The organism is Lentzea sp. NPDC092896 (assembly GCF_044754905.1).
Taxonomy (GTDB): Bacteria; Actinomycetota; Actinomycetes; order Mycobacteriales; family Pseudonocardiaceae; genus Lentzea.
This window is the reverse complement of record NZ_JBIVPX010000004.1, coordinates 619,089-632,475: the sequence shown is the minus strand read 5'-3', so window position 1 is coordinate 632,475 and position 13,387 is coordinate 619,089. Positions and strand designations below refer to the sequence as shown.

General features: G+C 68.3%; 12 protein-coding genes. 5 read left to right on the top strand and 7 right to left on the bottom strand.

The window, feature by feature from the left end:
- Positions 1–52: 52 nt before the first annotated feature.
- The gene (locus ACIQF0_RS23915; protein WP_401032636.1) at positions 53–1,912 is read right to left on the bottom strand and encodes an alpha/beta fold hydrolase; all 1,860 of its coding nucleotides are present in this window, start codon (positions 1,910–1,912) and stop codon (positions 53–55) included.
- Positions 1,913–2,001: 89 nt separating this feature from the next.
- On the opposite strand from ACIQF0_RS23915, the gene ACIQF0_RS23910 reads away from it, so the two are divergent.
- On the top strand, positions 2,002–3,204 hold the full coding sequence (locus tag ACIQF0_RS23910; RefSeq protein WP_401032634.1) for an amidohydrolase family protein: 1,203 nt from the start codon (positions 2,002–2,004) through the stop codon (positions 3,202–3,204).
- Between the two features lie 195 nt (positions 3,205–3,399).
- On the opposite strand, the gene ACIQF0_RS23905 is transcribed toward ACIQF0_RS23910, so the two are convergent.
- Positions 3,400–4,404, bottom strand: a complete 1,005-nt coding sequence (locus ACIQF0_RS23905; protein ID WP_360046778.1) for a TerC family protein — start codon at positions 4,402–4,404, stop codon at positions 3,400–3,402.
- A 527-nt stretch (positions 4,405–4,931) separates the two neighbouring features.
- On the opposite strand from ACIQF0_RS23905, the gene ACIQF0_RS23900 reads away from it, so the two are divergent.
- The 3 genes from ACIQF0_RS23900 to ACIQF0_RS23890 are packed head-to-tail and all read left to right on the top strand — an operon-like array spanning position 4,932 to position 8,711.
- Positions 4,932–7,607, top strand: a complete 2,676-nt coding sequence (locus tag ACIQF0_RS23900; RefSeq protein WP_396425798.1) for an alpha/beta fold hydrolase — start codon at positions 4,932–4,934, stop codon at positions 7,605–7,607.
- A complete protein-coding gene (locus ACIQF0_RS23895; RefSeq protein WP_360046776.1) occupies positions 7,600–7,788 on the top strand; it encodes a hypothetical protein in 189 nt (62 codons plus the stop codon). Before ACIQF0_RS23900 ends, ACIQF0_RS23895 begins: the two co-directional genes overlap by 8 nt.
- Positions 7,785–8,711 carry an ABC transporter permease subunit gene (locus tag ACIQF0_RS23890; protein ID WP_360046775.1) on the top strand — a complete coding sequence of 309 codons (927 nt, stop codon included), beginning with the start codon at positions 7,785–7,787 and terminating at the stop codon, positions 8,709–8,711. The genes ACIQF0_RS23895 and ACIQF0_RS23890 overlap by 4 nt, the downstream gene beginning before the upstream one ends.
- Before the next feature lie 3 nt (positions 8,712–8,714).
- Here the strand turns inward: ACIQF0_RS23890 and ACIQF0_RS23885 are convergent, their stop codons facing one another.
- Entirely contained in the window at positions 8,715–9,107 is a 393-nt protein-coding gene (locus ACIQF0_RS23885; RefSeq protein WP_360046774.1) for a VOC family protein, read from the bottom strand.
- Positions 9,108–9,163: 56 nt separating this feature from the next.
- On the opposite strand from ACIQF0_RS23885, the gene ACIQF0_RS23880 reads away from it, so the two are divergent.
- On the top strand, positions 9,164–9,544 hold the full coding sequence (locus ACIQF0_RS23880) for a VOC family protein (RefSeq protein WP_401032631.1): 381 nt from the start codon (positions 9,164–9,166) through the stop codon (positions 9,542–9,544).
- Here the strand turns inward: ACIQF0_RS23880 and ACIQF0_RS23875 are convergent.
- The 4 genes from ACIQF0_RS23875 to uvrB all read right to left on the bottom strand — a co-directional run bounded on the left by ACIQF0_RS23875 (position 9,541) and on the right by uvrB (position 13,371).
- Positions 9,541–9,888: an MmcQ/YjbR family DNA-binding protein gene (locus ACIQF0_RS23875; protein WP_360046772.1), complete on the bottom strand. Its 348-nt coding sequence runs from the start codon at positions 9,886–9,888 to the stop codon at positions 9,541–9,543. The genes ACIQF0_RS23880 and ACIQF0_RS23875 overlap by 4 nt on opposite strands.
- Before the next feature lie 8 nt (positions 9,889–9,896).
- A complete protein-coding gene (locus ACIQF0_RS23870) occupies positions 9,897–10,328 on the bottom strand; it encodes a MarR family winged helix-turn-helix transcriptional regulator (protein WP_319977063.1) in 432 nt (143 codons plus the stop codon).
- 156 nt (positions 10,329–10,484) lie between these two features.
- Positions 10,485–11,153, bottom strand: coding sequence for a DUF6193 family natural product biosynthesis protein (locus tag ACIQF0_RS23865; protein ID WP_401032628.1), 669 nt, complete (start codon positions 11,151–11,153; stop codon positions 10,485–10,487).
- A gap of 55 nt (positions 11,154–11,208) precedes the next feature.
- Positions 11,209–13,371 (bottom strand): excinuclease ABC subunit UvrB, encoded by a 2,163-nt coding sequence (gene uvrB / locus ACIQF0_RS23860; protein ID WP_319977065.1) that lies wholly within the window; start codon positions 13,369–13,371, stop codon positions 11,209–11,211.
- Between the last annotated feature and the right edge of the window lie 16 nt (positions 13,372–13,387).

The following is a 13,387-nucleotide window of genomic DNA, read 5'->3' as shown; positions in this document are numbered from 1 at the left end:
CCATCGGAACACCCTCGTACCCGGCGCGGCGGCAGACCAGCGGCCGAACGGGTCAGGCTTTGAGGTAGCGGCCCCACCACTCCAGCACCGCGTCGAAGCGCTGCCTGCGGTGCCGCGGCTGCCCGGTGCGGGTCAGCTCGTGCCCCTCACCGGGGAAGATCAGCATCTCCGCCTCGACACCACGCCGCTTCAACGCCACGAACATCCGCTGCGCCTGCTCCAGCGGGCAACGCCAGTCCTGTTCGGAGTGGACGACGGCGAACGGCAGGTTGATCTTCTCGGCGTAGGTCAGCGGCGACATCGCGCGCTGCGCCTCGGGATCGTTGCCGCAGTAGGCGTCGGCGAAGAAGTAGCCGATGTCCGACGAGCCCGAGAACGAGTCCCAGGCGTTGACGGCGCGCTCGCTCCAGGCCGCCTTGAAGCGTTCGCCGTGGTGCGCGGACAGCCACGACGTCATGAAGCCGCCGTAGGAGCCGCCCATCACGCCGACACGGTCGGCGTCACAATCCTCGCGGGCGAGGGCAACGTCCAAAAGGGACAGGACGTCGTCCACGTCGACGGAGCCGAACTTGCCGATCACGGCCTGGCCGTGGGCCTGACCGTAGCCGGCGGAACCGCGCGGGTTCGGCAGCACGACGGCGTATCCGGCGGAGGCGTAGACCTGGGCCTCGTCGAAGAAACCCCAGCTGTGGTACATGAACGGGCCGCCGTGCACCGCCATGACGACCGGGTGCGGGCCGTCACCTTCTGGCAGCACGAGCCAGCCGTGCACCGGGTAGCCGTCGGAGGCGGAGCCCTCCAGTTCGACCACGCGGCGTGCCTCGACCGACGAGAACGCCGTGCGCACACCGGTTCCGACGAACTCGACCTGACCAGGGCTGTCCGGAGTGGACACGACGGCGACCACGGTGGACCCGTCCGTCGCGAACGACCGGACAGCGGCCGACGAACCCGCCAGCACCTCGCCGGCCCCGCCGTCGAACGGAATCCGGCGCAGCTCCAGCGCGCCGCGGTTGCGCACGGCGAGCAGGATGCCGGCGGAGTCGGCCACGGGCTGGCCAGAAAGCCGTTCCACGTCAACGGTTTCGCCGTCGGTGAGCCGGACAGGAGAGGAGCCGTCGAGCGACGCCTTCCACAGACCGAGGTTGCGTGCGACGGCATCGATGCCGGAGAACTCGGTGCCCAGCCAGTAGAGCGAGCCGTTGGCGACGAACGGCATCGAGGCCTCGCCGGCGGCGCGCACCAGCAACGACGCCGAGCCGCCGGCTGCGGGAACGGTGTACAGGTCGGAGTGCAACGTCTCGGCCACGCCGAGGTCTCGCGGCGCCACGAACACGAGCGTCGAGTCGTCGATCCACGCCGGGTCGGAGACGTCGAAGGAACCGTCGGTCGCCTCGGAAACCGTGCCGTCGAGGGAGACGACGTGCAGGCGCGGGCGGCGGTCGGCGAGGAAGCCGACGTCGTCCACCCGGTAGTCCAGGCGCGTGATGCGACGCGGCGCCTCGGCCTCGGGGCCGTCGTCGGTCGTGCCGTAGCGGCCTTCCTCCGGCACGCGGGCGACGAAGACGAGCCGCGACGAGTCCGGCGACCACACCGGGGCGCCGGCGCCGAGCGGGAGATCGGTCAGCTTGCGGGGCTCGCCGCCGTCCACCGGAACGACGTAGAGCTGCGGCTTCGATTTTCCGCTGACGCGCAGGAACGCGACCAGCCGGCCGTCGGGAGAAATGCGCTGCGCATTGTCACGATCACCGTGCGTCCACGGTGTTGTCGTGCCGTCCGGGAACACCCGGTGCAGACCGCCCCGATAGGTGTTCTTGTCGAGATCGGGCGTGGTGATGCTGACCAGCACCAGGTCTCCGGACACGGCGACGGTGCCGGGCGTGGTGAGCAGCTGCAGGTCTTCAGGGCGCACGGCCAGGACGTTAACAGAACTTGTTAGCAAGGCTCAGAGTTATTTGTTGACCGATCACAAAAATTGACTCAGCGCATAGATTCCCGCGTATGACGCGCATCGTGTTCTCTGGGGGCCGGGTCTTCACCGGCCGGACGACCGAGCCCGGCGACGTGGTCGTCGAGGGCGACCGCATCGTGGACGTGGGCATCGGACTCGATGGTGACACCAAGGTCGACGCGACCGGCCACACGATCCTGCCGGGACTGTTCGACTGCCACGTGCACTTCATGTTCAGCGGTGCCGACCTCGTGCGGTCGCTGAACACGCCGTTCTCGCTGCCGTTCTACGAGGCGATCGGGAACATGAAGGCGACGCTGCAGTGCGGCATCACGACGGTCCGCGACGCGCTCGGCGCCGACCTCGGTGTCGCGGAGGCGGTCCGGCGCGGCCTGATCCAGGGCCCGCGCATGCAGATCGCGGTCAACATGGTCTCGCAGACCGGCGGCCACAACGACGACTGGATGCAGTGCGGCGCGCACATCTCGCCGCCGCTGCACCCCGGCCTGCCGGACACCGTCGCCGACGGCCCGGAGGAACTGCGCAAGGTCATCCGCACGCTGGTCCGCCACGGCGCCGACATCATCAAGATCGCGTCCAGCGGCGGCGTGATGTCCCCGCGCAGCAACCCTCGCCACGCGCACTTCCGCGACGAGGAGATCGCGATGATCGTGCAGGAGGCCAACGCCGCGGGCATCGCGGTCATGTCGCACGCGATGAGCGGCGACGGCATCCTCACGGCCGTGCGCAACGGCGTGCGGTCCATCGAGCACGGCGTGTTCCTCACCGACGAGGGCGTCGACGAGATGATCAAGAACGGCACCTGGCTCGTGCCGACGCTGATGGCCCCGCGCATGGTCCTCGACCAGGCCGCGGCGGGCATGGCGATCTCGGACGTCATCCTGGACAAGGCCAACGCCGTTGTCTCGCAGCACTTCCAGGCGTTCCAGAAGGCGCACCAGGCGGGTGTGAAGATCGCGATGGGCACCGACTCCGGCGTCGGCCCGCACGGCGACAACCTCAACGAGCTCACGCTGATGGTCGAGTACGGCATGTCCCCGGCGGAAGCGCTCTACGCGACCACCACGTCCGCCGCCGACCTGATGCGCCTCGGAAACGAACTCGGCGAGCTCGCACCGGGCAAGCTCGCGGATCTCGTTCTCGTGGAGGGGGACGCCGAGCAGCACGTGAAGGCCGGAACGCTGAAGCAGGCGGTCCGCGCCGTCTACCAGAACGGCGTCTCCGTCAGCTGAGTCCAGCTGCTCCGTTCGAGGGGACTCCACCAGGAGGAAGGAGTCTCGGGGCCAGAGGGCTGCACGAGGACTGGCACCGGCCGGACGCGGTCGACCTGACCTGCCGCACCGCTCCCTGAAGCCGAGGACGGCGCCCGAAAACAGAAGCGGCACGTGCGTCCACAGGACACACGTGCCGCGCTGTTCGTCTGTCAGTCAGTGGCCGGCGTCGGCGCCGACGTGCTTCACGGAGTCCGGGTCGCGCCGCACCTTGAGGAGGCTGGCGACCGTCGTGATCGCCAGCACGCCGATGATCACCGACAGCGAGACCTCGATGCCGATCGTCGGCACGTGGAAGGGCTCGCCGCCGTTGAGGAACGGCAGGTTGTTGGTGTGCAGGGCTTCCAGGATCAGCTTGACGCCGATGAAGCCGAGGATCACCGCCAGGCCGATCGACAGGTAGACCAGCTTCTCCAGCAGGCCGCCGAGCAGGAAGTACAGCTGGCGCAGGCCCATCAGCGCGAACGCGTTGGCCGTGAACACCAGGAACGGTTCCTTGGTGAGCCCGAAGATCGCGGGGATCGAGTCGAGCGCGAAGAGCAGGTCGGTGGAGCCGATCGCGACCATCACGATGAACATCGGGGTCACGAAGCGCTTGCCGTCGATCTTGATGAACGAGTTCGAGCCGTGGTAGTCGTCGGTGACCGGGAAAACCTTGCGCACCATGCGGAGCATGAGGTTCTCCTTGTACTCCTCTTCCTCGTCGTGGTTCTCCCGCGCCAGCTGCCAGCCGGTGTAGATGAGGAACGCGCCGAAGATGAAGAACACCCAGCTGAACTGGCTGATGAGCGCCGCGCCGGCCGCGATGAAGATGCCACGCATGACGAGCGCGATCAGGATGCCGATCAGCAGCACCTTGTGCTGGTGGATCGCGGGCACCTTGAACGTCGTCATGATGATCAAGAAGATGAAGAGGTTGTCGACGCTCAGCGAGTACTCGGTGATGTACCCGGCGAAGAACTCCGTGGCGTACTGACCACCGGAGAAGTACCAGATGCCGAGACCGAAGAGGGCCGCCATCGCGACGTAGAAGATCACCCAGCGGGCTGCTTCACCGATCGTCACCTCATGGGGTTTTCGATCGACGATCACCAGGTCCACCGCGAGCAGTACGAGCAGACCACCGATCGTCGCGAGCCACATCCATGCGGGGACGTTCACAACCCAACCTCCGGGATTCTCAGCGCATGCCAGATAAACCCGGAGGTCTCCTCCGCCGCCGAGATGATCCTCGAACGACCGACGGCACCGGGAGCTCCACGCCGAGCTCCGTATTGACGACACCGCCGCTTAGGGAGTACTCCCCTCCATGCTGCGTCAATATTGTGCTCCACGAAGTGCGGTTAGCGCCACACAGGGTGAGCAGACCCACGTAACCAGGTGCAACGGGAATACGCTGCGTGTCGTTCGGGCCGGAACCGCCGTTACCTGAAGCCGCGCTGAAGATCCACTCATGCTGAGACCGCGACGGGATCCTGACAGGCGGTTCTCAGCAAAACTCGCATATCGTCATCCACGTGTCCCGCCTATCCCGCCTTCGCGGCAGGTGGACGATCCCCGCATTGATCGTGGTCCTCGCCCTCGTAGCAGGTGGCGTGTACTTCACTCGATCCGGAGACGACCCCGTAGCCGTTTCCTTCAAAGAAGCGAACATCGACGCACCTGAGAGCCCTGACAGCGCTCAGACGGTGACGATCGAGACACGCCTCTACCTCCCCCAGCAGACGCCCGCGCCCGCGATCATGCTCGCGCACGGCTTCGGCGGCAGTCTTCGCAGCGTGCACACCCAGGCCGAGGAGTTCGCCCGGCGCGGTTTCGTCGTTCTGACGTGGTCCGCGCGCGGTTTCGGCCGCAGCACGGGCCAGATCGCGCTGAACTCGATCGACCGCGAGGTCCGTGACGCGCAGAAGCTCCTCGACTTCCTCGGCACACGTGACGAGGTGCAGAAGGACAGCGGCGGTGACCCCCGCGTGGGCGTGACAGGCGCGTCGTACGGCGGCGCGTTGTCGCTGCTGCTCGCGGGTGTCGACAAGCGCGTCGACACCATCGTCCCCGTCATCACCTACAACGACCTCGCTCAGTCGCTGCTGCCGAACTCGGCGCTGGCGACACCGCGGGCGGACGCCACCCCGTCCGCCACCGCGTTCGGCGAGGACGGCGTCTTCAAGCGTTCGTGGGCGGGCATCTTCTTCTCCGCGGGCATGACGTCGATCGACCTCTCGTCCCCCACGGGCGACGCGCCCGAGACGGGCCAGCGGGAGTCGTCGAACCAGCAGGCCACCGTGCCGCAGCAGCAGCCGGGTGGGAACTCGGGTGGCCAGGGCCAGCAGCCGCCCACGCCGTCGCTCGGCGCGTGCGGCCGCTTCACGCCCGAGGTCTGCACCGCCTACACCGAGGTCGCCACGACGGGCAGCGCTTCGCAGCAGACGCTCGAACTGCTGCGCAAGTCGTCCCCGGTCGCCGTGACCGACCAGATCAAGCAGCCGACGATGCTGGTGCAGGGCGAGCAGGACACCCTGTTCGGCCTCGACCAGTCCGACGCCACCGCACGCCAGATCGCGGCGGCCGGCGGCCAGGTCAAGATGGTCTGGTACGCGGGCGGCCACGACGGCGGCAACCCCGGCACCGCGCTGCGCGGTGAGATCGCCGACTGGATGGACTTCCACCTGCGCGGCAAGGGAACCGACCCCGGCACCGGCTTCGAGTACACGGTGCAGGGCGCGTTCCGCTCGTCCGGCCAGCCGTCGCTGCGCACGGTCATCGCGCCGTCGTACCCCGGTCTCGCCCAGGGTTCCTCCACCGAGCGCAAGACGCTGAAGCTGAGCGGACGCGAGCAGGTCGTGGTGAACCCGGCGGGCGGCAACCCGGCGTCGATCAGCAACCTGCCCGGTCTGGGTTCGGCCTTGTCGCGGTCGTCGGCGATCTCGTCGCGGCTGTCGCTCGACATGCCGGGCCAGGCCGCGGTGTTCACCTCGGAGGAGCTGACCTCGCAGGTGCTGCTGACCGGGTCGTCGACGGTGAAGCTGCGCGTCGCGCGCGGTGACCAGACCTCCGGCGAGGCGATCCTGTTCGCGAAGCTCTACGACGTCGCCGCGGACGGCACCCGCACGCTGCCCGGCTCGATCGTCGCGCCGTTCCGCGTGGCGCTGCCCACGGACGGCTCGGCCGCCGAGGTGACGGTGACGCTGCCCGGCACCGTCCGTCCTGTTGAGAGCGAGCACAAGCTGGCTCTCGTGGTGTCCACGACGGACCAGGCGTTCGCGAACGCCGAGCAGCCCGCCGCGTACCGGATCTCGCTGGCCTCCGACGAGCTCTCGGTGCCGGTGGTGCCCGGCCGCAACGTCACCGAGGGTTTCCCGGTGGAAGCCTTGTGGGGCATCGTGATCGCGCTGCTGGTGCTGATCGGCGCCGGCATCATCGCGATGTTCCGCCGGCGCATGGCGCAGGACTCGGACCCCGACCTCGCCGACGTGCCGCTGGTCATCTCGAACCTCACGAAGGCCTACCCCGGCGGCGTGACGGCGGTGAAGGACCTGTCGTTCCGCGTGGAGCACGGCATGGTGCTCGGTCTGCTCGGCCCCAACGGCGCCGGCAAGACCACGACGCTGCGCATGGTGATGGGCCTGATCCACCCGTCCGAGGGCCACATCCGGGTCTTCGGCCACAAGGTCACGCCGGGCGCTCCGGTGCTGTCGCGCATCGGGTCGTTCGTCGAGGGCTCCGGCTTCCTGCCGCACCTCTCCGGTGCCGCGAACCTGCACCTGTACTGGGCGGCGACCGGCCGGCCGGTGGACGAGGCGCACTTCGAGCAGGCGTTGGAGATCGCGGGCCTCGGCAAGGCGGTGCACCGCCGCGTGCGCACGTACAGCCAGGGCATGCGCCAGCGACTGGCGATCGCCCAGGCGATGCTGGGTCTCCCGGACCTGCTGATCCTGGACGAGCCCGCCAACGGACTCGACCCGCCCCAGATCCACCAGATGCGCGAGGTCCTGCGCCGCTACGCCGCGGCGGGCCGCACGGTCGTCGTGTCGTCGCACCTGCTGGCCGAGGTGGAGCAGACCTGTTCGCACGTGGTCGTGATGCACAAGGGTCAGCTCGTCGCCGCCGGCGAGGTGGCCGACATCGCGGCGGGAGGCGGCGAGGCGACGTTCCGCGTCGACTCCCCCTCGAAGGCAGCCGATGTCCTGCGGGGCCTCGAAGGCGTGCACGACGTGCACGAGGACGAGGACGCCGTGCACGCGTCGATGAACGGTGTCCCGCGCTCCGTCGCACTGACCGCTCTCGTGGCGGCCGGGGTGGCAGTGGACCAGGCGGGCCCGCGACGCAGGCTGGAAGACGCGTTCTTGGAGCTGGTCGGTGAATGACTTCCTGATGGCAGCGGCGTCCGCCACGGCGGACGCCCCGAACCCCGCCGCGATCGAGGTGCTGGCCGACGCCGGCCTCGACGTGGCAGACGAGATCGCGGCGACGCCCGCGTTCGCGCCTGTGCGGACCGCTAACCCGAACCGCACGAAGGCACCGATCCGGCAGGAGGTGGACCAGTGAACGACAACGGAGTCCACACCGATCCCGGCGCGCTCAACGACCTCACCGACGCGGCCGCGCTGCAGCACACCAAGGTGGCGCCGGACGGCTCGTCGGTCGGGTACAAGGCGCGCCGCACGCTCCGCATCCACGTGGAGCTGCAACGGCAGATCCGCCGCCGCAGGACCCAGCTCGTGCTGGGCTTCCTGGTGCTGCTGCCGTTCATCCTCGCGGCGAGCTTCGAGATCGGTCAGTCCGACCCGAACCGCCGCTCCGGTGGCTTCGTGGACCTCGCGACCGCCAGCGGCATCAACTTCGTGGTGCTCACGCTGTTCGTGAGCAGCAGCTTCCTGCTGCCGATGATCGTGGCGCTGTTCTTCGGCGACACGATCGCGTCCGAAGCGTCGTGGTCGAGCCTCAAGTACCTGCTCGCCGCACCGATCCCGAGGCACCGCCTGCTGCGGCAGAAAGCCGTCAGCAGCGGCATCCTCAGCGTCTTCGCCCTGGCCCTGCTTCCCGCGGTGGCTCTGGGCGTCGGCGTGGCCTGGTACGGCGCCGGCGAGGTGGTGAGCCCGACCGGCGAAGCCGCCCCGTTCGGCGACGGCGTGCTCGGGATGGCGCTCGCGGTCGTCTACATCGCGATCAACCTGTTCTGGGTCGCGGGCCTCGCGATGTTCCTGTCCGTGTCCACCGACGCACCTCTCGGCGCGGTCGGCGGCACGGTGCTCGTCTCGATCCTGTCGCAGATCCTCGACCAGATCGAGCCGCTCGGGGACCTGCGCAACTACCTGCCGACGCACTACGCGATGGCGTGGGCCGACCTGCTCTCGACCGACATCGACTGGTCGGAGATGACCCGCGGGGCGTTCTCCGCGCTCGTCTACGGCGGCATCTTCACGCTGCTCGCGGCACGTCAGTTCAAGACGAAGGACATCACCAGCTAGCCATCACTGCACGCAGAACTCGTTGCCCTCGGGGTCGAGCATCACGACCCAGTGGCCCTTGTTGTCGTTGAACTCGCGAACCCGCGTGGCACCAAGGGAAACGAGCCGATCAACCGCCTCCAGCCCGGCGTTCACGTCGAGGTGGAGGCGGTTTTTCGCGGTCTTGCCCTCCGGCACGCGCTGGAAGAAGAACCGCGGCCCCTTCCCCTCGGGATCGATGATCGCCGAGTAGTCGTTGACCGACTCGAAGGGGATCTTGTTCTTGACGGCGAAGTCCTCCCACGACTCGAAGCCGGGAGGCGGCGGCTGCAGCACGTAACCGAGTGCGTCCGCCCAGAAAGCGGCCAGCTTGCCGGGGTCAGCCGCGTCCATCGTGACCTGGATTCCGATAGCCATGACGCCACCGTAGAAGCCAATGCGGACACCCACTGTCCGGAGTAGCGTGCCGTCCCATGTTGCGTCCTGTGCACTTCGAGATCCACGCCGCCGATCCCGAGCGGGCGCGGAACTTCTACAGCTCCGTCTTCGGCTGGAAGATCGAACAGTGGGGCGACATCCCCTACTGGATCATCACCACCGGAGACGACGACCAGGCAGGCGTGAACGGCGGCCTGCTCCCCCGCCGGGGCCCCGACCCCGCCGCGGACGCGCCGGTCAACGGTTTCGTCATGACGATCAGCGTGATCGACATCGACGTCGCCATCGCCGCCATCGAGGTCAACGGCGGCACGGTCGCACTGCCCAAGGACAAGATGCCCGGCGTCGGCCTGCTCGCGTACTACAAGGACACCGAGAACAACATCTTCGGCATCCTCCAGCCGGAAGAGCGCTAGGCGGGCCGCTTGCTCTTGGGCAACCGCGCGACGACGGCCTCGTAGGAGCCGTCGACCAGCTCCAGCAGGTCGTCGTCGGGCACGGAACCCTTGAGCGCGATGGTGTTCCAGCCGTACCGGCCGACGTAGCCGCTCACCGTGACGTCGCCGGGAAAGCGCTCTCGCCACACCGCGGCGGCCTCAGCGTCGACGCCGCACTTGAGCCCGACCGTGTGCACGTCGAGCCCGATGAAGGCGAACGCCTTCCCACCGACCTTGCACACCAACTCGGCCTCGCCCCACGGATACGTCTCTTCCGCGCCAGGCTTGCCCGCGCAGTACACGATCAACTCATCCAGTGTCACAACAGGAATTATCGCGCGCCGAACACCGCGACGAAACGAGTGAGCAGCCGGGCGAACTCCGCCCGCTCCTCCTCGCTCCAGTCCGTCATGGCGGCGGCACAAGCACTTTGCCGCGCCCGGTGCAGCTCAGCGGACGTGGCGCGCCCTCTGGGCGTGCGCACGAGCAACACCCGCCGGCCGTCTGCCTTGTCCGCGATCCTCGACACCAGCCCGGCGTCGACCGCACTGGTGACGAGCTTGCTGGCCCGAGGTTGATCAACGTGCAAAGCCAGGGCAACACTGGAAACCGTGGCCTGAGCCCCGGTCCGTTCTGCCGTTTCCACAACGTCGAGCACGTCAAAGGCCGGTACGGCCAACTCGGCCAGCGCCCGACGTGACTGACTGCGCCGCACAGCGATCAGCGCCTGCTCCACCGCGGCGAGGTGGGAGTCCACATCCACCCCGAGATCATGGCCGTCCCGCGCCCTGACGAAAGCTGTCCGCGCACATCTCACCCCAGAGGGCGATTTACGCGCGACGCGCGAATCGTTATACGCGAGCGGGATTACCCGCCGCAGTCACCGATCTCACCGTCAGCAACGTCCATAGTGGACGAACTAGCGGCCGGAGTCGCGTGAACGAAGATCCTCAGGAGACGGCACGCCGAGCCGGTCCATCTCGGTCAGGCACACCCGGACCGCCTCGGCGGCGTCGTAGGTGATCTCGGGTGCCACCTGCCGGCTCTCGGCGACCGTGAACCGTCCGGCACCGGCCGGCCGCACCCACGGGCCTGGCACCCAGTATTCGTCCGAGGTCGGCCGGAACGACATCCACCACATCGACTTGAACGGGTACATCCGCCGCAGCCGCGGTTCCCGCATCGCCGCCTCGACGAACTCGCCCAAGCCGTCCTTCTTGTTCGCGCGGTACTGCTGCCAGCTGAGCTCGGTCCGGTCGCCGCTCTCGTACGCGTCGGCCACGTCGACGAAATCGGCGAACGGCCACGCAGCGGCCAGCTCTCGCGGGGTGGCGCCGCCGAGCCAGGCCGCGGCAGATCCGGTGACCTCGGCCAGTTCGGTCGTGGTCACCCGGCTCAGGCGCATCTCCCGCAGTTCGTGCCGCACGTAGAACAGCCGCTCGTCACCGACCGGTGTGACGAGCGCAGCACGATCACCTCTGCTCGCCACCACGAAGCCGCCGAAGGCGCGCGGCGCGTCACGCAGGTCGATGTCGCAGCCGGGGCAGGCGGCCTGAAGCACGGCCGTGATGCCGCCCGCGTCGACCACGTCCTGATAAAAGCGATTCCCCCATGCCGTCCCGAGCTACCCGCGCGACGCGGGGTCACTTGACGCCGGCGGCGTCCATCCCTCGCAGTTCCTTCTTCAGGTCCTGGATCTCGTCCCGCAGCCGGCCCGCCAGCTCGAACTGCAGATCCCGGGCCGCGTTCATCATCTGGTCGGTCAGCGACTGCACCAGGTCCGCCAGCTCGGACCGGGCCATGCCGGCCCGCTCGTGCGAGGCGACGACGCCGGAGGAACGACCGCCCTCACCGGTGGCCCGCTTGCCGCGGGACTGGTTGCGGCCGGAACCGCCGACCGGCACCTCGTCCTCCACCTCGGAGTACACGGCCTCGAGGATGTCGGTGATCTTCTTGCGCAGCGGCTGAGGGTCGAGGCCGCGTTCGAGGTTGTAGGCGACCTGCTTCTCGCGCCGGCGGTTGGTCTCGTCGATCGCGTGCCGCATCGAGTCGGTGATGCGGTCCGCGTACATGTGGACCTCACCGGACACGTTTCGCGCGGCACGGCCGATCGTCTGCACCAGCGACGTGCCCGAGCGCAGGAAGCCTTCCTTGTCCGCGTCGAGGATCGCCACCAGCGACACCTCGGGCAGGTCGAGGCCTTCCCGGAGCAGGTTGATGCCGATCAGCACGTCGAAGTCGCCCAGCCGCAGCTGCCGCAGCAGCTCGACGCGGCGCAGGGTGTCGACCTCGGAGTGCAGGTAGCGGACCCGGATGCCCAGCTCCAGCAGGTAGTCCGTCAGGTCCTCCGCCATCTTCTTGGTCAGCGTCGTGACCAGCACCCGCTCGTCGCGCTCCGCCCGTTCGCGGATCGAGTGCACCAGGTCGTCGATCTGGCCCTCGGTCGGCTTCACGACGACCTCGGGGTCGATGAGGCCGGTGGGGCGGATGACCTGCTCGACGAACTCGCCGCCGGCCTGGCCCATCTCGTACGGGCCCGGCGTCGCCGACAGGTACACGACCTGGCCGATCCGGTCGGCGAACTCCTCCCAGGTGAGCGGGCGGTTGTCCAACGCCGACGGCAGCCGGAAGCCGTGCTCGACCAGGTTGCGCTTGCGGGAGGCGTCGCCCTCGTACATGCCACCGATCTGCGGCACCGTCACGTGCGACTCGTCGATGACCATCAGGAAGTCGTCCGGGAAGTAGTCGATCAGCGTCGCCGGCGCGGTACCGGCGCCGCGGCCGTCGATGTGGCGCGAGTAGTTCTCGATGCCGTTGCAGAAGCCGACCTGCTTCATCATCTCCAGGTCGTACTGGGTGCGCATGCGCAGGCGCTGGGCCTCCAGCAGCTTGCCCTGGCGCTCCATCTGCGCGAGCGTCGTCTCCAGCTCCGCCTCGATGTCGCGGATCGCGCGCTCCATCCGCTCCGGGCCCGCCACGTAGTGCGTCGCGGGGAAGATCCGGAGGTCGGAGACCTCCTTCACCACGTCGCCGGTGAGCGGGTGGAGGTAGAAGAGCTTGTCGATCTCGTCGCCGAAGAACTCGACGCGGATCGCGAGCTCCTCGTAGGACGGGATGATCTCGACCGTGTCGCCGCGCACGCGGAACGAACCGCGGGTGAACGACATGTCGTTGCGGGTGTACTGGACGTCGACCAGCAGGCGCAGGAACGCGTCGCGGTCGACCTCCACACCGGTCTCCAGCGGGATCGAGCGGTCGAGGTACGACTGGGGCGTGCCCAGGCCGTAGATGCACGACACCGACGCGACCACGATGACGTCGCGCCGGGTCAGCAGCGACATCGTGGCCGAGTGGCGCAGGCGCTCGACGTCGTCGTTGATCGAGGAGTCCTTCTCGATGTACGTGTCCGTCTGCGGGATGTACGCCTCGGGCTGGTAGTAGTCGTAGTAGCTGACGAAGTACTCCACCGCGTTGTGCGGGAAGAGCTCCTTCAGCTCGTTCGCCAGCTGGGCTGCCAGGGTCTTGTTCGGCGCCATCACCAGCGTCGGCCGCTGCAGCTTCTCGACCAGCCACGCCGTGGTCGCCGACTTGCCGGTACCCGTGGCACCGAGCAGCACCACGTCGCGCTCGCCGGCGCGGACGCGACGTTCCAGGTCGGCGATGGCCGCCGGCTGGTCGCCGGCGGGCTGGTACTCGCTGACCACGCGGAACTGCCCGTCGGTGCGCTCGATGTCACCTACGGGACGGTGCTCGGAGTGCGCCTTGACGGTGCTTTCCTCTGGCGGGAGCTCGGTTGCGAAAGCCACGGGAAGCACGTTACGC

What these genes read in the sequence shown, in the direction of transcription:
- ACIQF0_RS23910 (WP_401032634.1), top strand. Translation starts at nt 2,002, where the DNA reads ATGACGCGCATCGTGTTCTCTGGGGGCCGGGTCTTCACCGGCCGGACG.
- ACIQF0_RS23885 (WP_360046774.1), bottom strand. Translation starts at nt 9,107, where the DNA reads ATGGCTATCGGAATCCAGGTCACGATGGACGCGGCTGACCCCGGCAAG.
- ACIQF0_RS23880 (WP_401032631.1), top strand. Translation starts at nt 9,164, where the DNA reads ATGTTGCGTCCTGTGCACTTCGAGATCCACGCCGCCGATCCCGAGCGG.